The following is a 22,097-nucleotide window of genomic DNA, read 5'->3' as shown; positions in this document are numbered from 1 at the left end:
TTAATGCSGCGTTATGAGCTTCCAAGAATTAGAAGGATAATATGGCAGTTTTAGAAATTTTGACTGCACCTGATCCAAGGCTTAAGGTCAAAGCGGAAAAGGTGCGAGATATTACGGCGGTACAAACATTAATAGGCGATATGTTGGAAACGCTGTATGCGACTGACAATGGTATCGGTTTGGCGTCGACTCAAGTTGGTCGTAAAGAGGCAGTTGTTATTATCGACCTTTCAGAAAGTCGAGATGAACCGCTAATTTTAGTTAACCCAGAAGTGATTAGTGGCTCGGATAAAGCATTGGGTCAAGAGGGTTGTTTATCAGTTCCTGATTACTATGCAGACATAGAGCGTTTTACTTCAGTTGTTGTATCTGCTTTAGATCGCGAAGGTAAGCCAATTACCATCGAAAGTGATGAGTTTCTGGCTATCGTAATGCAGCACGAAATAGATCATTTGTCGGGTAATCTGTTTATTGACTATCTTTCGCCACTTAAGCGTCAAATGGCTATGAAAAAGGTTAAAAAGTACGTTAAAGCGCACTCTTAACCCCGCTCATAACAAACTGTTTAAGAGTGATTCGCAATGCGTGGCATTTTTAATATGCGTTGGTTTTAGTGTTTAAGGTGGTATGCGGCAACTTCGGTATTGCGTTGCTCACACCTTAACAGGGCGTTAGTCGCCAGAAAAAGCTAGCAGTCAAAATCACGTTTCTAAGCTTAAAATTTGGCTGATGATCGTTTGATACGCAGGTGCGTCGGCGATGCTCAAAACTCAGCTTCAACTGTTTCAAGTCCAAAGTTTTGTAACTGTTCTAGCGGTTTTTTTGTTCTTTGGTGCTGACAGAACAGGGCAATCGAGCGTCTGTTCTTGGTTGCAACTCTGCCCGGTGAGTTTGTTGGTACAAAAGCCGATTTACTCGCTGAGATTACGCTTTCTCTGGTGTTGTAAATTCCACGTGGTTTCAGTGACTTCGTTGAAAGTCCGCACTGTGAGATTAGTTTTCCAAAAGCGCTTCTTGGTGTTGTCAGTCCGTTTTCTGCGGCGTTGTTTGTTCCAAGTGGTTTCATTGAGTAGCGGCTTTGAGACTACGCCTGACGTAAGTGCATCAAAGCACATAAAGTTTGTTGTTCGCAAAGTTTAGTTTGGCTTAAAATTGTCGCTCGGTGCCTCGCGACTAACAAACTGCTCAAGAGGGATTCGCAACGCGTGGCATTTTCACTATGCGTTGAATTTAGTGATTAAGGTGGTTTGCGGCGACTTCGGTATTGCGTTGCTCACCCCTTAGCAGGGCGTTAGATTGAATTTGAGATTTGCAGTAATGAAAGAGTTAATTGAAAAACACAGGCAAGGAGAGCTGAGTGATAGCGACCTTATATACTGTGTTTATGAGATTCTATTCTCAAGAATAATGAGAGATATGGGAGTTAGTTGCTTGTCAGCAAGTGAAAAGCACCTTTTCTATACACTAGCGCTTGAAGGTCAGGTTTTGAATGGTGGTTTTTATCAATACTATGACAACTGTGATGGTGACAATATTTTCTACGCAATTGAAGGATTCGAAGTAATTGGATTATGGGCAGCAAAGGAAATAGTTATGAAAACACTACTCATATTTCCAAATGCAAATCCAAGTATGAATGAGGATGTTAGGCGTGATCAGCTACAAGGGCTAACAGGCAGAGATCTTGGAACGCTACAGGAGTTGAGTCATGAATTTGCCGATTTAGAAAGTGAAAATGCAAAACTGTTCGTTCGATTTATCTATGCTCTTTCCTCGTAATTATGGGTGTTTCAACAATCTAACAAACTGTTTAAGAGGGATTCGCAACGCGTGGCATTTTCACTATGCGTTGGGTTAAGTGATTAAGGTGGTCTGCGGCGGCTTCGGTATAGCGTTGCTCACCCCTTAACAGGGCGTTATGTAGCCGCGAGAGCGGCGGTAAGTGAAAAGGATTTATATATGCTAAATATTCGTCAAGCTCGCATTGAAGATATCTGCGTTCTTAAGAAGCTACAGTTTCAGCTTACTGAGTATCATAAAGCAAATTTACCTGATGACTTTTTATCACCGGATGAAATTGAACAAAAAATAGATCTACACAAGATAATCGAAAGTGAAAGCTCAATTTTTCTGGTAGCCGAAAGCAATGGGCACTTAGTAGGTTTTGTTTTTGGTGAGTTATGGGTTCGCAAGTCTTGGACGCTCAAGCAGCGAAAAATCGCGAGCATTGAACAAATAGTTGTGGATTCATGCTTTAGAAGCCAAGGCGTTGGACTGGCGCTAATAGAGGCATTTGAGGAAAGGGCTATTTCTAACGGCGGAGAAGAGCTGTTTTTAGAAGTATATTCCTTCAATGAATCTGCTTTAGGTTTGTATCGCAAAGCCGGTATTGCCCCCAAAATCCTAATTGGGCAGAAAGCACTAAGCTGAAAGTCGGCTACATAACAAATTGTTCAAGAGTGATTCGGCACGCGTGGCATTTTTACTATGCGTTGGTTTTAGTGGTTAAGGTGTTATGCGTCGGCGTAGGTATTGCGTGCCTCACACCTTAACAAGGCGTTAGCCGTCTATGGAGTTTGTTTGAATAATCGAGTAGTTTTTACAGGTGGACCTGGTTCAGGGAAGACTTCAGTTATCGAATTTCTGCGTCAGATGGGTTACGCAAACGCACCTGAAGTTGGGCGGAAAGTTATCCAATCCCAAGTCGAATTGCAAGGTACTGCATTACCTTGGCTGGACAAGGTCGCATTCCGAGACGAGATGGTTCTTGAAGAAATCTACAATTACGAAAATTTTGGTGGTACTGAAGTTACGTTTTACGACCGAAGTATTATCGACTCTTATGGGTACAGTAAGCTTGAGCACATACCTATATCAGATCTTTTGTTAGAGAAATGTGGTGAACTGACTTATTGCCGTACAGTTTTCATTTTTCCGCCTTGGGAAGAAATCTACGAAAATGACGCTGAGCGAAAGCAAGACTTTGCTGAAGCAATAGCGACATATCATGAAATGGTGAGTGCATATATTAAATTTGGCTACGACTTAATTGAAGTACCTAAGGTTTCAGTTAAAGAAAGAGCACAGTTCATCGTAAGCAAAATGAGCGACGGCTAACAAAGCGTTTAAGACGGATTCACAACGCTTGGCGATTTCAGTTCAAGTCAGATTAAGTGTTTAAGGTACAATGGTTTAGGTTTGGTGGTTGGCGTTGTTCACCACTTAACGAGGCGTTAGGCAAAATTTCCTTAGGATCTTCAATGACAATTTTGAAATTAACTTTAAGTTCGCTTTTGCTTATTAGTATTACAGCATGCTCTCCTTTTGAAGCGTTTCAAGATATGGATAATAAAGAAAAGCATTTTAATGAGTTAAGCATCAAGAGGCTCGGTGCTGAGGCAGAAACAAGTTGGAATATCCATAATGGTGAATTAACTGGTATTACGATTATTTACCAAGATAGCTCGTTAAATAATGTGACAGTAAGTAAACTAGAAAGTGAAGTAAAATCAATGATCAAAACCGTTTATGGTGACGAATCTTATGCAATAAGTGTTGCAATTAGCTTAGGTGGGGAATAAGTTTTTAACAACGGTGTTTATAACTAACAGAGGAAATAAAATGGATTGGTATTTGGCTGTTTTAAAGAAGTATGCAGTTTTTAATGGAAGAGCTAGACGAAAGGAATACTGGATGTTCTTTTTGTTTAACCTCATTTTTTCTTTCATCTTGGGGTTTGTTGATGGCTTCTTAGGTACTGTATTTATCGGTACTATTTACGGGTTGGCAGTTTTGATTCCAGGTATAGCTGTTACTGTTCGTAGGCTGCACGATATTGGTCGCACAGGCTGGTGGGTTTTAATTGGGCTGATCCCATTAATTGGATTGATAGTGCTTATCATATTCGCAGCAACTGACGGAAATGAAGGAAGTAATGAATACGGATCCAACCCCAAGGAACCGGGCGAAACATTTGCCTAACAAAGCATTTAAGAGTGATTCGCAACGCTTGGCGCTTTCGCTTCGCTCAAGTATAGCCAAGCGTCGCTCACACCTTAATGCGGCGTTAGCAATATATTGGGAACATTGATGACTAGTTTTAATGGTTACAAAGAATATAAATATGAGAGTTGGGATGACTTTGTCGCTCATAATGACTTCTTTTCAGAAGACATGGGCTTTGTATTTCGAGGCCAAAGAGATTCAAGTTGGAAGCTTGAAACGACATTAGATAGACATGTAAGTAGGCTTGATCCCAATAATGTTTTTCTTCGTAATCCGTACGAAGAAATATTCGAAAAGTTTGTAAAATCTATACGTGGTAGAACCGGTGTAGAAAAAAGTGTCGATTTAAACGAAGATGAAATTTGGGCGCTCGGTCAGCACTATGGCTTAGCGACACCTCTGCTAGATTGGTCGTTTTCCTTTTTTGTTGCTTTATATTTCGCGTTTGAAGAGCAAGCAGAGCCGACTACAGGTTATAGAACAGTATGGGCTCTTCACACATGTTCGAATATTCAAAATGCAATGGCATGCTTTAACGAAGGAAAAGAGTCAAAAGATCAATTCAAATTTGTTGACCCATTGTCTGATGAAAACCCTAGGCTCGTAAGCCAATCTGGAATATTTACTAAGCAACCTTTGCGACGAGAATTTAATCTAATAGACTGGATTACTACAAACTTTGATGGTGTCTACAACCCTTACCTTATAAAGATAGACATTCCTAGTAGTGAAAGGCTTAGGATACTTAAGCAGTTAAAGATGATGAATGTGCATGCCGCAACATTATTTCCAGATCTTGAAGGTTCCGCCAAGTATTGCAATGCTGAGCTAGAACTAAAGAAAGATAAGATAATGAAAAATATAAGGAACTACTAATATTGCTAACAAAGCATTTAAGAGTGATTCGCAACGCTTGGCAGTTTCGCTTCGCTCAAGTATAGCCAAGCGTCGCTCACACCTTAATGCGGCGTTATGTTTTTTGGGAGAAAATGATGGAATTCAAGCTAGAAATCTATGCACCTGAAACAGAAGTTGTAGCTATCCGTGATGCACTTAACTCAGTTGGCGCAGGTGTTGTGGGTGACTATGACAGCGTTATTTCTATCGTAAAAATTTCCGGGTTCTGGAGACCAACTGAAGGCTCGGAACCTGTTACTGGCGAGAAGGGTGAAATTAACTTTGGTGAAGAGGTCAGAATTGATGTTAGATGCCAAGAGTCTTTAGTTCAAGCTGCACTTGATGCTATTCGAAGAATTCACCCTTACGAAGAACCAGTGATCAATATTTTACCTCTATACAACCATAAGTTTGTCTAGCTACGTCAGCACAAACATAACAAACTGTTCAAGAGGGATTCGCAACGCGTGGCATTTTCACTATGCGTTGGTTTAAGTGATTAAGGTGGTATGCGGCGGCTTTGGTATTGCGTTGCTCACCCCTTAACAGAGCGTTAGGCGCTTGGTTTACAACGTAAGATCAAGCTCTTGGAAGTTATGCCTTAAATCATTGATAATGTATTCAAACTATCTAGTAACTGAGTTTGTATATGGAAACCTCAAAAGAAGAACTCCTAGCCTTATTAACGAAAGAGTGCAGATTGTACTCATCAATTCCTGCAAGTGAGCAACAGCAAAAGCGCGATAAAAAGTGCTTTATTAATGGCTTGATGACTGCTTGCCGAGTTGTAGGTATCAGTTTTGAAGAACTGAACGCGATAATAGAATTGATGCCTCAACAGCCAAAGTTCAAAGATATAGATGAGCAGTTGTCTATCCCTACATATGTACGGAACAACGTTGAGATTCAGTTATAAACGTGGCTACGCGCCTAACAAACTGTTCAAGAGGGATTCGCAACGCGTGGCATTTTCACTATGCGTTGGTTTAAGTGATTAAGGTGGTTTGCGGTGGCTTCGGTATTGCGTTGCTCACCCCTTAACAGGGCGTTATAGCGCAGAGTTAGACAGAGTATAAAATACAATAATGTGTAAAAAGAAAGACCTGTATATTGATAGAGTGTATAAATTATGTGCGCCGGTAATGTTAGCTGTCGTGACATACTCGTACGTGTATTCGGTGAAGCCAATTTTCGATAAGCAACAGGAGCTAAATGAAAAAAGCTCTCTGGTCGAAACATTAACCGTTGAAGTCAAATCTCTCGAAAAAGATAGAGGAGTTGCTTTAAATAAACTCATTGAGACAGAAGCTGAACTTAGTACCGCCTCTGCCGAGCTAAAGGATACAGATACACGCTTAAAGGAAACCGCTAAAAATTTAGATGGTGTGAAGAGTAAGTTATCTAGCACTGAAGCTAGCTTATATAAAGCAGAATCGAAGCTGGAACGTCAAACCGTAGAAATTGCTGAAAAAGGTGCTCAGCTAGACAAGTTGCAAATTGATGTGGCTAGAAAAAATGCAGAACTGAAGAAACTAACAGAGTCCTTGAGCAACTCTGAAAATGCTGCGGTATCATTTTATGTTTATCGGGTTGTAAATGAAGTTGTAAATGATGGGATAAGACATGAAGTATCTGATTTGTATTCGACTTCTACAAATTCCAAGAAATTTAATTTATACGATGCTTTGATTAAAAAATCTGAGTTTAACAATGACGAATCAGTAGAAAAATTCTCCCAGAAATATTTTGAGCGAGAAGCCAAGTCAATAATACGCCAGTTTGCTGAAGAGAAAATTGCGGTTGATGAAAGTGGATATAAACCTGCTTTTGAGCTTTATACTTACACGCTTAGGAAACAGATGGGCATGTCAACGGAATAGCGCTATAACAAAGCATTTAAGAGTGATTCGCAACGCTTGGCGCTTTCGCTTCGCTCAAGTATAGCCAAGCGCTGCTCACACCTTAATGCGGCGTTATGTTCTAGGAGGAAATTCATGATTAGGGAAATCACAAAAGCCGATTTTGAGTCGTTTTGGCCAACATTTTCAGCGGTAATTCAGGCCCAAGAAACGTATGCCTTTGACCCAAATATGACGCTAGAACAAGCATTCGCTCTATGGTGTGAATCTCCCCTGAAAGCTTTTGTTTTCGTAGAAAATGACGTTGTACTGGGCTCTTACTACATCAAGCCAAATGCAATGGGGCCAAGTAGCCATATATGTAATTGTGGGTACATGGTTTCAAGCGAAGCTAGAGGTAAGGGCATTGCACGTCTTATGTGTGAACATTCTCAGGAAACTGCTCTAGGGCTTGGCTTTGATGCAATGCAATTTAACAGCGTGGTTTCTACCAATGAAGTTGCGGTGAAGCTTTGGGAGAAGCTAGGGTTTCAAATCATAGGTACAATTCCTAATGCATATAAGCATGCTCATCTAGGGTTAGTTGATAGCTACGTCATGTACAAATGGCTACGAACATAACAATAAATTTAAGAGTGATTCACAACGCTCGGCGCTTTCACTTCAAGCCAGTTTAGTGTTTATGGCACAATGGTTTAGGTAAGGTGTTTGCGTTGTTCACACCTTAATTTGGCGTTAGGCAACCAGTCAAGTTATGAGTGAGAGTTAATGAATAAATATTATCAATTTAAATACTTAATTAGGTATAAAGTTAAAGATTTCATATGGGCAAATAAGTACATATTCGTACCGTTAGGAACTGCGATAGCAAGTTTAATTTGGTATTTTTTAGATTCAGGACCTGAACCTATTGTACTAGTTGTATCTTCGCTAATCGCAACATTTGTACTCAAAATAGAGAAATCAGATGCATGGTATACAAAAATCCAAGGGGATGTGTATGAAATAAGATCTAGAAGTGATTTGGATAGCGAGAAAACTAGAGTTAAAAATGCTGAAAAATTCATTTCAGTATTACCTTTTGTTTATAAGTATCAGTTTATTCCTGCTAAAGGGGATAGCCTTAACCTATTAGTTGTTGATTCTATAATTTCTAACGATGAACAGTTTATAGAGTTAGCTAAAAATCATTTTTTTGTTTATTACATTGAAAAAAATGGTAAGCAAATTTACGAACGTGATTATGGTTAGCCTAACAAAGCGTTTAAGACGGATTCCCAACGCTTGGCATTTTCAGTTTGAATCGGTTTTAGTGTTTACGGCACAATAGTTTAGGTTTGGTGGTAGCGTTGCTCACCACTTAACGCGGCGTTAGGCATCAGGAGGTAAAATGCAGAAATCCGATCAAGTGTCGTTGTATTTTTTGTCTGACTTAGAGAAATTTAGGATCTTTGTCGAGCTATCAGAACGCCATTGGCATGAAGAATTAACTACGTACAACGAATCTGATATGGAAATGAACGAGTCTGTTTGTTGGGATAGGTACAAGTATCGCAATGATTTAGGTGCGCATTTCCAAGAAGTATTTCCTCAATACCAGAAACAATCGTTTTTGCTCATGTTGGTATCGCTTTTTGAAGATTATCTTAATCAACTGTGCCACAGCTTTCATTTTGAAAAAGGTTTAAATTGTACTTTAAAAGATTGCAGTGGCTCAGGTATTGAGCGAGCAAAAAACTATCTACGTAAAGTCGCCAAAATTGAAGTCCCTACTGGCACTGCCTCTTGGGGTAAAGTCGTCGAAGCAAGAGATATCAGGAACATCATTGCTCACAATGCTGGGCACTTAGACGAGGAGCTGCATAGTAAGCAATTTAGAATTGTTGCCAAAAACCTCAATTTAAATTCGCATCAATTTGCTAGAGTCCACCTTGAAGTTACACAGGTGTATATCTTTGAAATTATTGACGCTATGACTAGTGTCGTTAATGAGCTCTGGCGTGAAACGACGGAAAATGCCTAACAAACAATTTAAGAGTGATTCAGCACGCTTGGCATTTTCGGTTTGGGTTTAGTTCAGTGATTACGGTGGTAAAATTGAGTATCGTGGTCGCGTGCTTCACACCTTAATTGGGCGTTATGATTTTTATCGAAATGGGGAGGTTGTATGGCAATATCATTTGAAAGTCAGAGGCTGACAGTAGTTGAAATTACTGAAGGGTTTGATTTGTCTAAACACTCACATTTGCTAGAGCGAATTCCTCAAATCCTCACGCCAGCAGTTGTAGAAAATCTACCTCCATATTTCCACGAGATAAGTTCTAGTGAACAAGCCCGAATCTGGCTTGAACGAATGTTATCGGAAAGCCGCTTACTTCAAGTGGAAGACGAGGGACAAAAACTAATAGGTTTCCTGTTCGCTTATGTGGAAAATGATGAGTATGCCCATATCGGTTATCTGCTTGCCGAAGAATACTGGGGGCGAGGTTTAGCTAATGAATTGCTTCAAGGTTTCATATATGAAGTCGAAAAATCCGAATCTTGGCTAAAACTCATAGGCGGTGTTGACCAATCTAATATTGCTTCAGTGAAGTTACTTAAAAAGCTGGGATTCATCGCGCAACCCGCTAAGGACAGTGGTGTGGTTTTCTATGAATATACGATTCCCCAGCCACAATCATAACAAACTGTTCAAGAGGGATTCGCAACGCGTGGCATTTTCACTATGCGTTGGTTTTAGTGGTTAAGGTGGTATGCGGCGGCTTTGGTATTGCGTTGCTCACCCCTTAACAGGGCGTTAGGCTTTTTGAAGTACTAGTTATAACAGGAGTGCAAGTGAAACCAAGAATATTTATAGGTTCGTCAGTTGAAGGGTTAAGCGTAGCGTATGCGATTCAACAAAATTTAACTCATGACACAGAAGCTACAGTATGGGATCAAGGGGTGTTTGAACTATCAATGACATCTATAGATTCACTAGAAAAGACCCTCGAAAGTTCAGACTTTGGGATCTTCGTATTTAGTCCTGATGATATTACGCTTATGCGTAATCAAGAGAATAAATCAGTCCGAGATAATGTGCTTTTCGAGTTTGGCTTATTTGTTGGAAAGCTCGGAAGACAGAGGGTCTTCTTTGTCGTTCCAGATGGTGGTGATACACATATCCCTACTGATCTTTTAGGGGTTACACCTGGAAAGTATGATCCGAAAAGGCAGGATGGAAGTTTACAAGCAGCTACAGGAGCGGCTTGTAATCAAATAAGACAAGTTATCAAAAAGTTAGGACTACTATCCCCACCGAAAGTTGATAATGAATCGTCGGAAAGTAGCTTAGAGGAAGAGTCACAGGGCAACGAGTGGTTAGTGAACTTGTTTGATAATGAGTTTGCTCTAGCAAGAACGAACCTTGATAAACTGAAGAAAAGCATGGAAGGACAAGAGTTGCTCAGACATGACGTTTGGTCTAAGTTCATTGATTTCAAGGAAAATGATTATAAAGGGCTTCAACCGTTAGTCGACAATATAAAAAGCAATAGCGACTGCATTGAGGCACAAGTTTTAGGGCTAAGAATGCTGTCATGGGAAAAGTATGAAGATATCGCTTTAGAACTTATCAAGGAGCTATTCGGTAATACCCCTACAGAACCATCAATATTGATAGTTAAGTCTGACTGTCTTAACAGTTTAGGCGAAAAGGATGAAGCTATTCGTAACTTATCTAGTTATAGCGATAAGCCAGAAATATGCATTAAACTCTCTGAACTTTATGAACAAAATGATGCTTTTGAGAAAGCAATACAAATTCTCGATAAAGCGTATAAAAACTACCCAAGTAATAAAGATGTTGCTTATAGATATGCCCGCCTTTTAATTGACAGTGATGCACATAAAGAAGCCGTTTTTTTACTAAACTATCTTACGTTAGAGAACCCAAAATCAGTCGAGTACTGGGGATATTTAAGCAATACTTGTCTAAAACTAGGGTTGTACGACAAAGCTATGACTGCTTGTAAACGAGCTTTAGACCTGTCAAATGAAGAGTCTCCTTGGATTATTCACAATATTGGCAATATGTTGAATAACAAGGGGTTTTATACTGAAGCAAAAGAATGGTTAGAAAAAGGTCTAAAACTTGATAGTTCTTCAGAATATGCTCATAAACGCTTAGCCAGTACGATAAAAAACCATACAGATGAACTAAAAAAGTTTTCAGAGCTATGCAAAGAGGGACGCTTACTAATTAGAAATAGGAACAGTACGGAAGAACAAGCCTAACAAAGCATTTAAGAGTGATTCGCAACGCTTGGCGGTTTCGCTTCGCTCAAGTATAGCCAAGCGCCGCTCACACCTTAATGCGGCGTTATAGCTCAGGTCAGATTTACTGCTCCAAAAATTATAGCTACGTTAATCACGTATAGTTTTGCTATCTATACGTTACTTGCGTATACTTTGCGTATGAAAAGTGTATTTGTCGAATCAACCATATTTGAAAAGTACCGTAATGAATATCTCAGCGATGATGAGTTTAGGCTTTTTCAAGCTGAGTTAATGTCTAACCCGAAGCAGGGTGACGTTATTCAAGGTACAGGTGGTTTGCGAAAGATTCGAGTTGCAAGTAAAGGTAAGGGCAAGCGTGGTGGCTCTCGCGTTATCTATTACTTCCTCGATGAAAAGCGTCGTTTCTACTTGCTGACGATTTACGGCAAGAATGAAATGTCCGACTTAACCGTAGACCAAAAGAAACAACTAAAGGCTTTTATGGAGGCGTGGCGTAATGAGCAATCGTGATTTATTTGCAGAGTTAAGTTCAGCACTTGTTGAGGCTAAAGAGCATTCAGAGGGCAAGTTTACCCTTAAAACTCATCAAGTTAACGACATCAGTGAGTTAAATATCTCACCTGATGAAATCGTGAGTATTCGAGAGCAGTTTAATATGTCTCGTGGTGTGTTTGCTCGTTTATTGCACACTTCATCTCGTACGTTAGAAAACTGGGAACAAGGGCGTAGCGCACCAAATGGACAAGCAGTAACTCTTCTAAAGTTGGTTCAGCGTCATCCAGAAACCCTGTCGCACATCGCTGAGCTATAACAAACTGTTTAAGAGTGATTCGCAACGCGTGGCATTTTTACCATGCGTTGCTTTTAGTGTTTAAGGTGGTATGCGGCGGCATCGGTATTGCGTTGCTCACACCTTAACAGGGCGTTATGTGAATGGAGGTCAAAATGTCGTCTGTACCAAGAAATAAGGATGAATTGGAGCTTGCTATAAACTCGATATTTCCGAAACTTATGGCTGATTATCGTTTAACTCCAGAAAGTAACGTTCGCAAACCAGGTGTAGAGGGAAACGTCAAAGGTACCCTCATTAGCGTTAGTGATACGGTGGCTTATTTGATCGGTTGGGGGAAGCTCGTACTTAAATGGTATCGCTTGAAATCTCAAAATCAACATGTAGATTTTCCGGAAACAGGCTACAAATGGAATCAATTGGGCTTGCTCGCTGAAAGCTTCCACGATGAGTATCGTAACTGGAAATATGATGATTTACTTATTGAACTCGAGTCTACGGTTAATGAAATACAGTTACTTATTTCAAGCTTAAATGACCATGAGTTGTATGGCGTAGCGTGGTATGAGCAATGGACTTTGGGGCGCATGATTCAGTTTAATACATCATCACCGATGAAAAACATGCGTACAAAAGTTAGGCGCTTCAATCGAGAATTCACATAACAAACTGTTTAAGAGTGATTCGCAACGCGTGGCATTTTTACTATGCGTTGCGTTTAGTGTTTAAGGTGGTGTGCGGCGGCATCGGTATTGCGTTGCTCACACCTTAACAGGGCGTTATGTGTCAACGCGAAAAATTCACCGATTAGGATGATTAATATCTAAGGAGAGATATTGTGGAGTGGTCAGTTTTAATAGTATTTGTTGTGTTGTTGATATTCATCGGTCACAGAGAAATATCTGCGATGAAATACAAGCATAAACTGTTGGAACGTAAGATAGATTTCTTACTTGAACGTTCGGGTTTGTCTTTAGATAAACACTTCGGTGTACCAGCCCAGGTGTTAGATGCTGTCAAATCAGGTAACAAGCTAAAAGCGCTGCGACTTTATCGAGAGGAAACTGGCGCTTCTTTAGTTGATGCTCAAAAAGTCATCGAAGAACTCTGGCCAGACACATAACAAATTGTTCAAGAGGGATTCGCAACGCGTGGCATTTTTACTATGCGTTGGTTTAAGTGATTAAGGTGGCATGTCGCTGCTTCGGCATTGCGTTGCTCACCCCTTAACAAGGCGTTAGTTTGCAAGAGGAACAACGCAGCTATATCGCAAGATCTATTGGTAAAAGCTGAAAGTCTAAATTGTCATATTGGTGTTCAATTTCAGTGTTAACTTGCGTGGTGAAAATCCAAAATTGGCATCGTTTCAATGGTTGATTTTTTCTTTGGTGCGGTGACTTTAGGGTTAACTGAGTTTGATTTTTTTGCTGAAACTCTGCTCGTTGAGTTTGTTGGTACAAAAGCCGATTTATTCGCTGAAAGGACGTTTTCTCTGGTGTGGAAAGTTCACGTGGTTTCAGTGGCTTTGTTGAAAGTCCGCATTGTGAGATTGGTTTTCCAAAAGCGCTTATTGGTGTTGTAAGTTCGTTTTCTTCGGCGTTGTTTGTTCCAAGTGGTTTCATTGACTAGCTGCTTGGAGACTAAGCCTGACTTAAGTGCATCAAAGCACATAAAGCTTATTGTTTTCAAAACTTAAAATAACGTAAAATCAACGTTTTGGGTTTGCAAACTAACAAACTGCTCAAGAGGGATTCGCAACGCGTGGCATTTTTACTATGCGTTGATTTTTGTGATTAAGGTGGTATGCGGCGGCTTCGGTATTGCGTTGCTCACCCCTTAGCAGGGCGTTAGGTTTCCCATTAGTTCAGAGGAAAAAATGAATCCAGAGCAGATAGCAAAATATCAGAGTGCATACCACTCATACATGACAGACATTAAGCATAGAATCGAACTAGCGGATCGAGTTTATATTCATGGACTTCAAGGTAAATCATTTACAGGGCATATTGATACAGATTTGGACTTACTATACCTACAAGTACGTAAGGTCTGTGAGACAATAATGTTTTCCTGTGTGGCTGCAAACCAAGCTAGTGGAAAAGAGCTTAATAAGAAACTGACTCGTACGGCTTATAAGCCAGGTGAAATATCAAGGTTGTTAAAACAAGCTAACGGTACATTATTTCCCAAAGCCATAAAGAGAAAAGTGGTAGATGGAGTTCATCATATAGAAAATCATGAAGATCTTGAGTCTATTCTAGACTTAGTTGAGCTAGAAGAGGTCTGGAATAAATCTGGTGATTTCCTTCATTCGAAACGGGTGAATAAAGCAAGTGTCGAAGCTAGGAAGTCAGCTATTAAAGTAGCTAGTGACTTTCTTATTAAAACAAAGAACCTTCTAAATGAACATTGGATCGTGATTGATGAGTCTTATCAATTTGGTGTCATTATGAACCGTGCTCAAACAAATGATGTTCAAGTAATGCTAATGAAAGCAGTAGAAGAACCAGAAACCTAACAAACAATTTAAGAGTGATTCAGCACGCTTGGCATTTTTGGTTTGGGTTTAATTCAGTGATTACGGTGGTCAAATTAAGAGTCGTAGTCGCGTGCTTCACACCTTAATTGGGCGTTATAACACAGAATCAACTTCTTGCTCAAAAGGGTCAATTGAACTATTATTTGTACGTTATCTTGTACTAACTGGAGTTCAATATGAGTCGTATTCATTTCGATCAAGATATTCAGCCTTTGTCTGAGTTTCGTGCCGGTGTAGCTTCATACATCAAACAAATCAATGAGACTCGTCGCCCATTGGTTATTACGCAACGTGGCAAAGGTGTTGCTGTTGTTCTCGATGTTGCTGAGTATGAAGCAATGCAAGAGAAAATCGAATTACTGGAAGAAATGCGAACAGCAGAAGCTCAGTTAGCTTCTGGTCTCGGTGTTTCCAATGATGATGCGCGTGCTCAAGTACTTGGGCGCATTAAAAAATGAAAGTAGTCTGGTCTCCATTAGCACTTCAGAAACTAGGTGATGCAGCGGAGTTTATTTCTTTGGATAATCCACCTGCAGCAGAGAGGTGGGTAAACGAAGTTTTTGATAAAACTGAACTACTTGGAAGTATGCCTGAAATGGGGCGGTTTGTTCCTGAAATGCCCCACACGAACTATCGCGAAATCATCTTTGGTCACTATCGTATTATCTACAGTTTAAGTCACGAAATCCGCGTACTAACAGTTCGTAATTGTCGTCAAATTTTATCGGAAGATGACGTGTAAAACTGTGTTATAACAAACTGTTTAAGAGTGATTCGCAACGCGTGGCATTTTCACTATGCGTTGCGTTTAGTGTTTAAGGTGGTATGCGGCGGCATCGGTATTGCGTTGCTCACACCTTAACAGGGCGTTAAGTGCATGGAAATTTATACTTCGGAGAAGAAATGGCATTAACACAGATGCAAGTTATCCAATCGTTGGGTGATGCGATGGCATGGTTTGAGAGAGAACTAAACTGGGGAGTCCCTCCAACGGAGCTAAGGCATCTAAGTGGAAGAATCGGTGAACTCTACGCAGCTTTGATTACAAATGGTCAAATGGCAACCGAAGTAAATCAAAAGGGGTATGATGTAGTCGGAATGAACGGCGAGCGGATCTCCGTAAAAACAACAGCTATGATGGGACAATCAGGTCATATCTCATTTAATCCAAATACGTTAAGCAAGGTAGACAGGGTAATTGTTCTTCGTATTAACACTGAAGAGATGCAAATTGAAACATTGCTCAATGAACCTGTAGCTATTGCAAGTAACCTTATGAGCCAGGAGAACTCCTCGGGTAAGGTTACGATTGCGTTATCGAAGTTGCTAACTCCCCAGAAGAACCAACAAGAGATTCCAACGTTAAAGACAGTTTCATTTCCTCCCTATGAAATCGTTGAGTTGGAAAATGGAACAATTCAAGTGCTAAGCAGTGGGGAATTGATTGTTCCTGCAAAACCAATCTTAAGAGAGGTAGCTGAGCATTTTGGAATCAATGTACTTAACGTTAATGGAAACGCACACAATACTAGGCAGCTTGGAAGTTTAGTTATTCGAGCAATCCAATCCAAATAGTGGAGGTGGGGTTTCATGCACTTAACAAACAATTTAAGAGTGATTCCCCACGCTTGGCATTTTTGGTTTGGGTTAAGTCTAGTGTTTACGGCATCAAATTTGGGTGTAGTGGTAGCGTGGCTCACACCTTAATTGGGCGTTATAAAGCAAATGGAGTTTATACGTTGGAAATGGATATTTTCGTAGTTGATGCGTTTACAGCTCAACAGTTTAAAGGTAACTCAGCAGCAGTAGTTCCAGTCGAAGATTGGCTTTCTGATGAGCTAATGCAAAATATAGCAGCTGAAAATAACTTATCAGAAACTGCCTATATAAAAAATGTCGGTGCTAATCAGTATGAAATTCGCTGGTTTTCCCCACTGACAGAAATTGATTTCTGCGGTCATGCGACTTTAGCATCTGCTCATGTATTGTTTAATGAGTTCGGTGCTGAAAACCAAATTGAGTTCATCACAAAAGAAGTCGGAAACTTAAATGTCATTCTCAATGCACAGAATGAAATTGAAATGACTTTCCCCAACCAGAAACCTGAGGTTGTTTCTACAATCCCAACACAACTACTGAATGGACTATCTAACGAGCCGATAGAGGTTCTCAAAAACAGGCAAGCCTACTTTGCCGTCTTTGCTAGTGAGCAAGAAGTGTTGGACATCACTTATATCTCTGAGCAATTGAAACAGCTTGCACCGTTAGACGTTGTAGTCACTGCTAAATCCGATAAGTATGATTTCGTATCACGTTACTTTTGGCCAGCAAACGGTGGTGACGAAGATCCAGTTACAGGTTCTATTCATTCTGGTTTGGCTCCTTATTGGGCTGACAAATTGGATAAAGCCGATTTAGTTGCCTACCAAGCCTCCAAAAGAGGTGGTGTAGTGAAGTGCTGTGTTTCAGACGGGACTGTTGTTCTATCAGGTAAAGGTGTTCTTTATCTAAAAGGCAAGATTAACGTTTAGTGGAAATCTGCTTTATAACAAAGCGTTCAAGACGGATTCCCAACGCTTGGCATTTTCGGTTTGCTTTGAATTTAGTGTTTACGGCACAATGGTTTAGGTTTGGTGGTAGCGTTGCTCACCACTTAACGCGGCGTTATGCATATTGTTGGAGTTCGTAGTAAAAATGAATAGTAGTGAAAATTTTAAACTCCTTTGGTGGGCAATTTTGCTCATAGCTTTAGGTGTTTACCTTTGTGGTAGGTACCCAGTTTTAATCGAAGGGCAAGCTAATTACTTTGATACTGTTGTTTTTCTTGTTTGGGTTGCAGTTGCTCTTGCCCCAATTTTTAAAGATATGAAGCTTTTTGGTGTACATCTTAAACAAGATATCGACCAACTGAAGAAAGATCTAAATCACCAGTTGGCAATGATGAAGGTGGAACTTCAGTCTAGTATTGAAGTGTCGTCATCAAATAGTAATCATGTCCATATTGGCGCAAATCCAATGGTTCCAGCTTCTGATGCTGACTTACCTGATATTGAGAAGCATATAGCTGAAACACTCAAGAAATATGGGGTAGGTAAACCTACAAATGGAAGTACAGCTAGTCTCGTTGGTGAGAGTATCGACCGAACAAATGTAGAGCTATTTAAGGTTCGTTACTCATTTGAAAAGTTGGTTAATAACTATGCACGACTTAATGACATTGACCCTAGACGTAATCCGTTTAATCGAACCATAAAACTAATGGCTAACAAAGGTACAATTAGTTTCGAGCTAGCGGAAGGTATCCTCGAAATTATGGCTATTTGTAACTACGCGATTCACGGAGAAGAGGTCTCTTCCAAACAAATAAAGTTGGTAGAGAAATCTGCAAATGGTTTGTATGAGGCATTGAAAAAATCCCTAAAATCATATGCATAACAAAGCATTTAAGAGTGATTCCTAACGCTTGGCATCTTTCATTCCATCGTTGAGTTCAGTGTTTTCGGTGGTATGGTTGGGTTCCGTGGTCGCGTTACTCACACCTTAATGCGGCGTTATGTACTAGGAGGAAATATGTTCTCATTCAGAGTTGACTCAGGTTGGAGTGTTGAAACCGAGATAAGGTGTTTGATCGTCTACAAAACGCTTGAAGAGCTTGATTTCCCGCGAGGGCTACAAAGTGATCTTTGTGAAGTATTAGCAGCGTCGACAGGACTAAAGTTTGAGTCGGTAAAAGCTAAAGTGGGCAACTATAAGTCTGAATTTGGTGTTACTGGTGCCTCTCATTCGTCTGAAGCTACAAAGTATTTAGTCAAATCGTTCGGGCACATGAGTCGAATCGAACTTGATGCATTGCTAACGGGTTACCTTCTCGGTAAAAGTGAGCCACGTACATAACAAAGCGTTTAAGGCAGATTCGCAACGCATGGCATTTTTCATTCCATCGTTGGGTTTTGTGTGTACGGTGGCATGGTTAGGTTTCGTGGTTGCGTCGCTCACTACTTAACGCGGCGTTAGCTCTCTTTTAAGTTTCATCACGAAGTCAGAAAGCTGCTGTGGAGTTTATGTTCTACATGCAATTCGACTTGGAGGTAATATGAATATTAGGTTTTGCGAAAAATGTGGAAAAGACACTGAACACAATGAAACGATGAAACAAAAACCATCGAAGTACGGAAAGTCCAAAAAAGAACAGTTCAAAGCGTTTCTAGATGGCTTCTTTAGTGGCTCAGCTGCATCTTTACCAGGTGGTGCTTCTTTGGAGGTAACAGATAGGTATATAGTATGTTCGAACTGTGGTGAGACAACTCTTGAAAATCATGGTCAAGAGTTTCAATAAGTTATGTGGCACACAGAGAGCTAACAAGGCATTTAAGACGGATTCGCAACGCGTGGCGATCTTGGTTCTGGTTGGGTTCAGTGTTTTCGGTGGTAAGGTCAGGTTCAGTGGTCGTGCGCTGCTCACCACTTAATGCGGCGTTAGGCGACGGGCAGGAAAGTTCTTTGTTTTCATCTTCTTGCTCCCTCTTGCCATCCGTTTTTCTCAGTCGGAAATTCAGCATTGTCGGCTCAAATTCTTGAATATCTCCAACCGTAAAACATGCCAAAATTGGTGGGTTGCCTCATTGGTTTTCAGTGTCGGTTGGTGGCGAGTTTCACTGGTTCAAAGCGTGGCAAGGGCAAGCCAATTGAAGTTTTCGAATTTGCTTCTAGTTTGCAGCTTTGGGTTTTTCGGGTTTAAAACCTACTTTGTTGCTTAAAGTCTGCATTTCGTGGTCGTTGGAATTTTGGCTGAAACATAGTGACTTCAGTAGTTCTTGAATCACAAAAAGTCAGAGGGTGTTTGGTTGCTTATTTGTTTTCGGGTAATCTGCTTTCAAAATCACTTAAACACCGGTGAGAAACTTCGCCTAACAAAGCGTTTAAGGCGGATTCACAACGCTTGGCATTTTCGGTTTGATTCAGCTTAAGTGTTTACGGCACAATGGGTTAGGTTAGGTGGTTGCGTTGTTCACCACTTAACGCGGCGTTAGTTGAATAGGGAAAATCCGTGAATATTTTTGAAGCATTTCTTAATGTGCTTGCGCAAGTCTGGTATCTAGTGCCTTTATTGCTCATTGTTAGCGTTTTCAAAAGTAGGTGGCTAAAAGGTGTATTCGGTGAGTTTCTCGTGAACCGTCTTTTGTCCAAATTACCAGAGTCTGATTACACACTAATAAAAGACGTAACGTTGCCGACTAACGATGGTACAACTCAAATCGACCATATTGTGGTTTCTAGATATGGCATCTTCGTCGTTGAAACTAAGAATATGAAAGGTTGGATATTTGGCGCGGTTCGCCAGAAACAGTGGACACAAAAGATTTACCGCCATTCCTCTAAATTTCAGAACCCACTGCATCAGAATTACAAGCACATAAAAGCTCTGGAAACCTTGCTAGGTTGCAGTGAAGAGCACTTGCATTCAGTTATTGTTTTCATCGGCGACAGTACCTTTAAAACCGAAATGCCTCCAAACGTTACCTACGCTCGAGGAAGTATTCGATACATTCAGCAATTTAACGATGTAGTGTTCTCTGACAATGATTATGCTCGGTTAACAGAGTCTATAAACCAGATAAAGTTAAAGCGAGGAATCATTACGGATTTAAAGCATCGCAAACATGTCAAAAAAGTTGTTACATCCAAAGCTAGCTCAAATCAGTGTCCCCGTTGCGGCTCTGAAATGGTGTTGCGTGAAACCAAGCGTGGTGAAAATATAGGTAAGCAGTTTTGGGGTTGTTCAACCTTTCCCAAGTGTAGAGCGGTGAAACAATTCAACTAACAAACTGTTTAAGAGTGATTCGCAACGCGTGGCATTTTTACTATGCGTTAGGTTTAGTGTTTAAGGTGGTAAGCGGAGGCTTTCGTATTGCGTTGCTCACACCTTAACAGAGCGTTATGTGAATGGAGGTCAAAATGTCTTCTGTGCCAAGAAATAAGGATGAATTGGAGTTGGCTATAAACTCAATATTTCCGAAATTCATGGCTGACTATCGTTCAATTCCGGAAAGCAAAGCTCGCAAACCTGGAGTAGAGGGAAACGTCAAAGGTACAGTCATTAGCGTTAGTGATACAGTGGCTTACTTGATTGGTTGGGGAAAACTCGTTCTTAAATGGCATCACTTAAGATCTCAAAACCAACATGTTGATTTCCCGGAAACTGGTTATAAATGGAACCAATTAGGCTCACTCGCTGAAAGCTTCCATGAAGAGTACTGTGAGTGGAAATATGATGATTTACTCATTGAGCTTGAGTCTACAGTTAACGAGATACTTTTACTCATTTCAAGCTTAAGTGACCATGATTTGTATGGTGTTGCGTGGTATGAACAATGGACTTTGGGGCGCATGATTCAGTTTAATACATCATCACCTATGAAAAATATGCGAACAAAAGTTCGGCGTTTCAATCGAGAATTCACATAACAAACTGTTTAAGAGTGATTCGCAACGCGTGGCATTTTTACTATGCGTTGGGTTTAGTGTTTAAGGTGGTTTGCAGCGGCTTCGGTATTGCGTTGCTCACACCTTAACAGGGCGTTATGTTTTTCTTGATATAAGCAGAGTATTGGAATGGATAAAAAAGTAGAGTTAGCTCTAGAAGCTATAAAAGCCTCTCGCGGTACGGAGTCGGGGGAATACGGGATCGATTTGTTTGTATCTCATCATTTAGATGAACTTCCTACAGCAGTATGGCTAGAAATTTTAGGCAAAGAAAATCCAAGCTTTGACGACATTTTGTCTGCACTGATAGTCGCTTACGTGGAAGACGACGTCTGTGATTTTACGTTGCCCAATGATGTCACAAATTACTTAATAAGCGTTTCATTTGATGAAAATGGTCAAGTTGTTGATATTTCGATGGAAAGCTGAGAATACAAACATAACAATCTGTTTAAGAGTGATTCGCAACGCTTGGCATTTTTACTATGCGTTGCGTTTAGTGTTTAAGGTGGTCTGCGGTAGCATCGGTATTGCGTTGCTCACACCTTAACAGGGCGTTATAGCGCTTTACAGACCTGTGCAAATAATAAGAAAGGAATCCTAGAATAATGATACGTAATTTTTACACTTGCGATAAAGAAGTCGACGAAAACAGTCATGATGGAAAAGGCTCAATAGACATCTATCGTGCGTTCAGGCGTAAAGATTTTGATGGTGCATGGGACTTCGCTATTCGAGTTGTTATGTCACCGGGAAGTTCTATGGGCGAGCATACTCATGGAGACGATGAAGAAATGTATATCATTTTGAAAGGTGAAGGCACTATGACCATCGAAGGTAAGGAAAGAAAAGTGGTCTCAGGAGACATGATCGTTAATAAACGCTTTGGCACACATGGTTTGGTTAACACATCAAGCAATGAAATTGAGCTGTTAATAATTCAGGCAAGTCTGAAGTAAATCGCCTTAGTATCAAGTTTGAAGTGCGACACTTTTTACAGATGCGCATGAATATACTCCGTTGGTGTCCTATACCCAAGTCTTTTGCGTGGGCGCGTATTTAGTTTGTGTGCAATTTCATTGCAGAGCTTCTGTGTCACATGTGACATAGAAGTTCGTTTTGGTAAGTATTGTCGTATCAAGCCATTGGTGTTTTCATTAGTGCCTCGTTCCCATGAGTGGTATGGGTTTGCAAAGTAAAACAGACAGTTATGATGTTTTTCTAGTTGTGCATAACCATGAAATTC

The 22,097-nt window shown here is 40.4% G+C and carries 34 protein-coding genes; 31 read left to right on the top strand and 3 right to left on the bottom strand.

Going from position 1 to position 22,097, the window contains the following annotated elements; all coding sequences use genetic code 11:
* Positions 1-41 precede the first annotated feature (41 nt).
* Entirely contained in the window at positions 42-545 is a 504-nt protein-coding gene (gene def, locus B853_RS08320) for a peptide deformylase (RefSeq protein ID WP_128826852.1), read from the top strand.
* A 218-nt stretch (positions 546-763) separates the two neighbouring features.
* On the opposite strand, the gene B853_RS08310 is transcribed toward def, so the two are convergent.
* Positions 764-1,066: a hypothetical protein gene (locus B853_RS08310; protein ID WP_038883048.1), complete on the bottom strand. Its 303-nt coding sequence runs from the start codon at positions 1,064-1,066 to the stop codon at positions 764-766.
* Between the two features lie 251 nt (positions 1,067-1,317).
* Here B853_RS08310 and B853_RS08300 point away from each other — a divergent pair, with 251 nt between their 5' ends.
* From B853_RS08300 to B853_RS08190, 18 genes are all read left to right on the top strand, one after another.
* Positions 1,318-1,779, top strand: a complete 462-nt coding sequence (locus B853_RS08300; protein WP_038883047.1) for a DMP19 family protein — start codon at positions 1,318-1,320, stop codon at positions 1,777-1,779.
* 180 nt (positions 1,780-1,959) lie between these two features.
* Positions 1,960-2,430 carry a GNAT family N-acetyltransferase gene (locus B853_RS08295; protein ID WP_038883046.1) on the top strand — a complete coding sequence of 157 codons (471 nt, stop codon included), beginning with the start codon at positions 1,960-1,962 and terminating at the stop codon, positions 2,428-2,430.
* 150 nt (positions 2,431-2,580) lie between these two features.
* Positions 2,581-3,117: an AAA family ATPase gene (locus B853_RS08285; protein WP_038883045.1), complete on the top strand. Its 537-nt coding sequence runs from the start codon at positions 2,581-2,583 to the stop codon at positions 3,115-3,117.
* Positions 3,118-3,260: 143 nt separating this feature from the next.
* The gene (locus tag B853_RS08280) at positions 3,261-3,581 is read left to right on the top strand and encodes a hypothetical protein (RefSeq protein WP_038883044.1); all 321 of its coding nucleotides are present in this window, start codon (positions 3,261-3,263) and stop codon (positions 3,579-3,581) included.
* Positions 3,582-3,621: 40 nt separating this feature from the next.
* The gene (locus B853_RS08275) at positions 3,622-3,981 is read left to right on the top strand and encodes a DUF805 domain-containing protein (RefSeq protein ID WP_038883043.1); all 360 of its coding nucleotides are present in this window, start codon (positions 3,622-3,624) and stop codon (positions 3,979-3,981) included.
* 108 nt (positions 3,982-4,089) lie between these two features.
* Entirely contained in the window at positions 4,090-4,881 is a 792-nt protein-coding gene (locus B853_RS08270) for an FRG domain-containing protein (RefSeq protein ID WP_050568919.1), read from the top strand.
* A 113-nt stretch (positions 4,882-4,994) separates the two neighbouring features.
* Positions 4,995-5,321, top strand: coding sequence for a YqfO family protein (locus tag B853_RS08265; RefSeq protein WP_227741876.1), 327 nt, complete (start codon positions 4,995-4,997; stop codon positions 5,319-5,321).
* Positions 5,322-5,551: 230 nt separating this feature from the next.
* Positions 5,552-5,818, top strand: a complete 267-nt coding sequence (locus B853_RS08260; protein ID WP_038883041.1) for a hypothetical protein — start codon at positions 5,552-5,554, stop codon at positions 5,816-5,818.
* 262 nt (positions 5,819-6,080) lie between these two features.
* On the top strand, positions 6,081-6,782 hold the full coding sequence (locus B853_RS08255) for a hypothetical protein (RefSeq protein ID WP_128826851.1): 702 nt from the start codon (positions 6,081-6,083) through the stop codon (positions 6,780-6,782).
* Between the two features lie 114 nt (positions 6,783-6,896).
* Positions 6,897-7,382 carry a GNAT family N-acetyltransferase gene (locus tag B853_RS08250; protein WP_038883039.1) on the top strand — a complete coding sequence of 162 codons (486 nt, stop codon included), beginning with the start codon at positions 6,897-6,899 and terminating at the stop codon, positions 7,380-7,382.
* Positions 7,383-7,529: 147 nt separating this feature from the next.
* Positions 7,530-8,012: a hypothetical protein gene (locus tag B853_RS08245; protein WP_038883038.1), complete on the top strand. Its 483-nt coding sequence runs from the start codon at positions 7,530-7,532 to the stop codon at positions 8,010-8,012.
* A gap of 139 nt (positions 8,013-8,151) precedes the next feature.
* A complete protein-coding gene (locus B853_RS08240) occupies positions 8,152-8,784 on the top strand; it encodes a hypothetical protein (protein WP_038883037.1) in 633 nt (210 codons plus the stop codon).
* A 144-nt stretch (positions 8,785-8,928) separates the two neighbouring features.
* A complete protein-coding gene (locus B853_RS08230; protein ID WP_038883036.1) occupies positions 8,929-9,444 on the top strand; it encodes a GNAT family N-acetyltransferase in 516 nt (171 codons plus the stop codon).
* Positions 9,445-9,596: 152 nt separating this feature from the next.
* Entirely contained in the window at positions 9,597-11,036 is a 1,440-nt protein-coding gene (locus tag B853_RS08220; protein WP_050568918.1) for a TIR domain-containing protein, read from the top strand.
* A 180-nt stretch (positions 11,037-11,216) separates the two neighbouring features.
* Positions 11,217-11,549 (top strand): type II toxin-antitoxin system RelE/ParE family toxin, encoded by a 333-nt coding sequence (locus B853_RS08215; protein ID WP_038883034.1) that lies wholly within the window; start codon positions 11,217-11,219, stop codon positions 11,547-11,549.
* Positions 11,536-11,850 carry a helix-turn-helix domain-containing protein gene (locus tag B853_RS08210; protein ID WP_038883033.1) on the top strand — a complete coding sequence of 105 codons (315 nt, stop codon included), beginning with the start codon at positions 11,536-11,538 and terminating at the stop codon, positions 11,848-11,850. Before B853_RS08215 ends, B853_RS08210 begins: the two co-directional genes overlap by 14 nt.
* A 134-nt stretch (positions 11,851-11,984) precedes the next feature.
* Positions 11,985-12,494, top strand: coding sequence for a ClbS/DfsB family four-helix bundle protein (locus B853_RS08200; protein ID WP_038883032.1), 510 nt, complete (start codon positions 11,985-11,987; stop codon positions 12,492-12,494).
* Positions 12,495-12,667: 173 nt separating this feature from the next.
* Entirely contained in the window at positions 12,668-12,952 is a 285-nt protein-coding gene (locus B853_RS08190) for a hypothetical protein (protein WP_038883031.1), read from the top strand.
* A 139-nt stretch (positions 12,953-13,091) separates the two neighbouring features.
* On the opposite strand, the gene B853_RS26180 is transcribed toward B853_RS08190, so the two are convergent.
* Entirely contained in the window at positions 13,092-13,451 is a 360-nt protein-coding gene (locus B853_RS26180; RefSeq protein ID WP_173399858.1) for a hypothetical protein, read from the bottom strand.
* Positions 13,452-13,705: 254 nt separating this feature from the next.
* Here B853_RS26180 and B853_RS08175 point away from each other — a divergent pair, with 254 nt between their 5' ends.
* The 12 genes from B853_RS08175 to B853_RS08090 all read left to right on the top strand — a co-directional run bounded on the left by B853_RS08175 (position 13,706) and on the right by B853_RS08090 (position 21,810).
* Positions 13,706-14,347, top strand: coding sequence for a hypothetical protein (locus B853_RS08175; RefSeq protein ID WP_038883029.1), 642 nt, complete (start codon positions 13,706-13,708; stop codon positions 14,345-14,347).
* A gap of 197 nt (positions 14,348-14,544) precedes the next feature.
* Positions 14,545-14,826: a type II toxin-antitoxin system Phd/YefM family antitoxin gene (locus B853_RS08170; protein WP_000086647.1), complete on the top strand. Its 282-nt coding sequence runs from the start codon at positions 14,545-14,547 to the stop codon at positions 14,824-14,826.
* The gene (locus B853_RS08165) at positions 14,823-15,110 is read left to right on the top strand and encodes a type II toxin-antitoxin system RelE/ParE family toxin (protein ID WP_005445239.1); all 288 of its coding nucleotides are present in this window, start codon (positions 14,823-14,825) and stop codon (positions 15,108-15,110) included. Before B853_RS08170 ends, B853_RS08165 begins: the two co-directional genes overlap by 4 nt.
* A gap of 161 nt (positions 15,111-15,271) precedes the next feature.
* Positions 15,272-15,943: a DUF6998 domain-containing protein gene (locus tag B853_RS08160; protein WP_038887418.1), complete on the top strand. Its 672-nt coding sequence runs from the start codon at positions 15,272-15,274 to the stop codon at positions 15,941-15,943.
* Positions 15,944-16,107: 164 nt separating this feature from the next.
* Complete coding sequence (locus B853_RS08150) at positions 16,108-16,899, top strand: PhzF family phenazine biosynthesis protein (RefSeq protein WP_128826849.1); 792 nt, start codon at positions 16,108-16,110, stop codon at positions 16,897-16,899.
* A 163-nt stretch (positions 16,900-17,062) separates the two neighbouring features.
* A complete protein-coding gene (locus B853_RS08140) occupies positions 17,063-17,803 on the top strand; it encodes a hypothetical protein (RefSeq protein ID WP_038886908.1) in 741 nt (246 codons plus the stop codon).
* A gap of 135 nt (positions 17,804-17,938) precedes the next feature.
* The gene (locus B853_RS08135; RefSeq protein ID WP_038886909.1) at positions 17,939-18,262 is read left to right on the top strand and encodes a hypothetical protein; all 324 of its coding nucleotides are present in this window, start codon (positions 17,939-17,941) and stop codon (positions 18,260-18,262) included.
* A gap of 199 nt (positions 18,263-18,461) precedes the next feature.
* Entirely contained in the window at positions 18,462-18,704 is a 243-nt protein-coding gene (locus B853_RS08130; RefSeq protein ID WP_038886910.1) for a hypothetical protein, read from the top strand.
* A gap of 711 nt (positions 18,705-19,415) precedes the next feature.
* On the top strand, positions 19,416-20,189 hold the full coding sequence (locus tag B853_RS08120) for a nuclease-related domain-containing protein (protein WP_038886912.1): 774 nt from the start codon (positions 19,416-19,418) through the stop codon (positions 20,187-20,189).
* Positions 20,190-20,323: 134 nt separating this feature from the next.
* Complete coding sequence (locus tag B853_RS08110) at positions 20,324-20,833, top strand: ClbS/DfsB family four-helix bundle protein (protein ID WP_038886913.1); 510 nt, start codon at positions 20,324-20,326, stop codon at positions 20,831-20,833.
* 147 nt (positions 20,834-20,980) lie between these two features.
* Complete coding sequence (locus B853_RS08100) at positions 20,981-21,280, top strand: DUF2004 domain-containing protein (protein ID WP_038886914.1); 300 nt, start codon at positions 20,981-20,983, stop codon at positions 21,278-21,280.
* Positions 21,281-21,459: 179 nt separating this feature from the next.
* Positions 21,460-21,810, top strand: a complete 351-nt coding sequence (locus B853_RS08090) for a cupin domain-containing protein (RefSeq protein ID WP_038886915.1) — start codon at positions 21,460-21,462, stop codon at positions 21,808-21,810.
* A gap of 35 nt (positions 21,811-21,845) precedes the next feature.
* Here the strand turns inward: B853_RS08090 and B853_RS08085 are convergent.
* A partial coding sequence (locus B853_RS08085) for an IS30 family transposase (protein ID WP_128826847.1) occupies positions 21,846-22,097 on the bottom strand: 252 nt, incomplete at its 5' end.

The organism is Vibrio rotiferianus CAIM 577 = LMG 21460 (assembly GCF_002741985.1).
Taxonomy (GTDB): Bacteria; Pseudomonadota; Gammaproteobacteria; order Enterobacterales; family Vibrionaceae; genus Vibrio; species Vibrio rotiferianus.
The sequence above is the reverse complement of the archived record's forward strand: the minus strand, read 5'-3'. Positions and strand labels throughout refer to the sequence as shown.

Coding starts and splice junctions, on each gene's coding strand:
- def (WP_128826852.1), top strand. CDS start 42: ATGGCAGTTTTAGAAATTTTGACTGCACCTGATCCAAGGCTTAAGGTC.
- B853_RS08310 (WP_038883048.1), bottom strand. CDS start 1,066: ATGAAACCACTTGGAACAAACAACGCCGCAGAAAACGGACTGACAACA.
- B853_RS08300 (WP_038883047.1), top strand. CDS start 1,318: ATGAAAGAGTTAATTGAAAAACACAGGCAAGGAGAGCTGAGTGATAGC.
- B853_RS08295 (WP_038883046.1), top strand. CDS start 1,960: ATGCTAAATATTCGTCAAGCTCGCATTGAAGATATCTGCGTTCTTAAG.
- B853_RS08280 (WP_038883044.1), top strand. CDS start 3,261: ATGACAATTTTGAAATTAACTTTAAGTTCGCTTTTGCTTATTAGTATT.
- B853_RS08275 (WP_038883043.1), top strand. CDS start 3,622: ATGGATTGGTATTTGGCTGTTTTAAAGAAGTATGCAGTTTTTAATGGA.
- B853_RS08270 (WP_050568919.1), top strand. CDS start 4,090: ATGACTAGTTTTAATGGTTACAAAGAATATAAATATGAGAGTTGGGAT.
- B853_RS08265 (WP_227741876.1), top strand. CDS start 4,995: ATGATGGAATTCAAGCTAGAAATCTATGCACCTGAAACAGAAGTTGTA.
- B853_RS08260 (WP_038883041.1), top strand. CDS start 5,552: ATGGAAACCTCAAAAGAAGAACTCCTAGCCTTATTAACGAAAGAGTGC.
- B853_RS08250 (WP_038883039.1), top strand. CDS start 6,897: ATGATTAGGGAAATCACAAAAGCCGATTTTGAGTCGTTTTGGCCAACA.
- B853_RS08245 (WP_038883038.1), top strand. CDS start 7,530: ATGAATAAATATTATCAATTTAAATACTTAATTAGGTATAAAGTTAAA.
- B853_RS08240 (WP_038883037.1), top strand. CDS start 8,152: ATGCAGAAATCCGATCAAGTGTCGTTGTATTTTTTGTCTGACTTAGAG.
- B853_RS08230 (WP_038883036.1), top strand. CDS start 8,929: ATGGCAATATCATTTGAAAGTCAGAGGCTGACAGTAGTTGAAATTACT.
- B853_RS08215 (WP_038883034.1), top strand. CDS start 11,217: ATGAAAAGTGTATTTGTCGAATCAACCATATTTGAAAAGTACCGTAAT.
- B853_RS08210 (WP_038883033.1), top strand. CDS start 11,536: ATGAGCAATCGTGATTTATTTGCAGAGTTAAGTTCAGCACTTGTTGAG.
- B853_RS08200 (WP_038883032.1), top strand. CDS start 11,985: ATGTCGTCTGTACCAAGAAATAAGGATGAATTGGAGCTTGCTATAAAC.
- B853_RS26180 (WP_173399858.1), bottom strand. CDS start 13,451: ATGAAACCACTTGGAACAAACAACGCCGAAGAAAACGAACTTACAACA.
- B853_RS08175 (WP_038883029.1), top strand. CDS start 13,706: ATGAATCCAGAGCAGATAGCAAAATATCAGAGTGCATACCACTCATAC.
- B853_RS08170 (WP_000086647.1), top strand. CDS start 14,545: ATGAGTCGTATTCATTTCGATCAAGATATTCAGCCTTTGTCTGAGTTT.
- B853_RS08165 (WP_005445239.1), top strand. CDS start 14,823: ATGAAAGTAGTCTGGTCTCCATTAGCACTTCAGAAACTAGGTGATGCA.
- B853_RS08160 (WP_038887418.1), top strand. CDS start 15,272: ATGGCATTAACACAGATGCAAGTTATCCAATCGTTGGGTGATGCGATG.
- B853_RS08140 (WP_038886908.1), top strand. CDS start 17,063: ATGAATAGTAGTGAAAATTTTAAACTCCTTTGGTGGGCAATTTTGCTC.
- B853_RS08135 (WP_038886909.1), top strand. CDS start 17,939: ATGTTCTCATTCAGAGTTGACTCAGGTTGGAGTGTTGAAACCGAGATA.
- B853_RS08130 (WP_038886910.1), top strand. CDS start 18,462: ATGAATATTAGGTTTTGCGAAAAATGTGGAAAAGACACTGAACACAAT.
- B853_RS08110 (WP_038886913.1), top strand. CDS start 20,324: ATGTCTTCTGTGCCAAGAAATAAGGATGAATTGGAGTTGGCTATAAAC.
- B853_RS08100 (WP_038886914.1), top strand. CDS start 20,981: ATGGATAAAAAAGTAGAGTTAGCTCTAGAAGCTATAAAAGCCTCTCGC.
- B853_RS08090 (WP_038886915.1), top strand. CDS start 21,460: ATGATACGTAATTTTTACACTTGCGATAAAGAAGTCGACGAAAACAGT.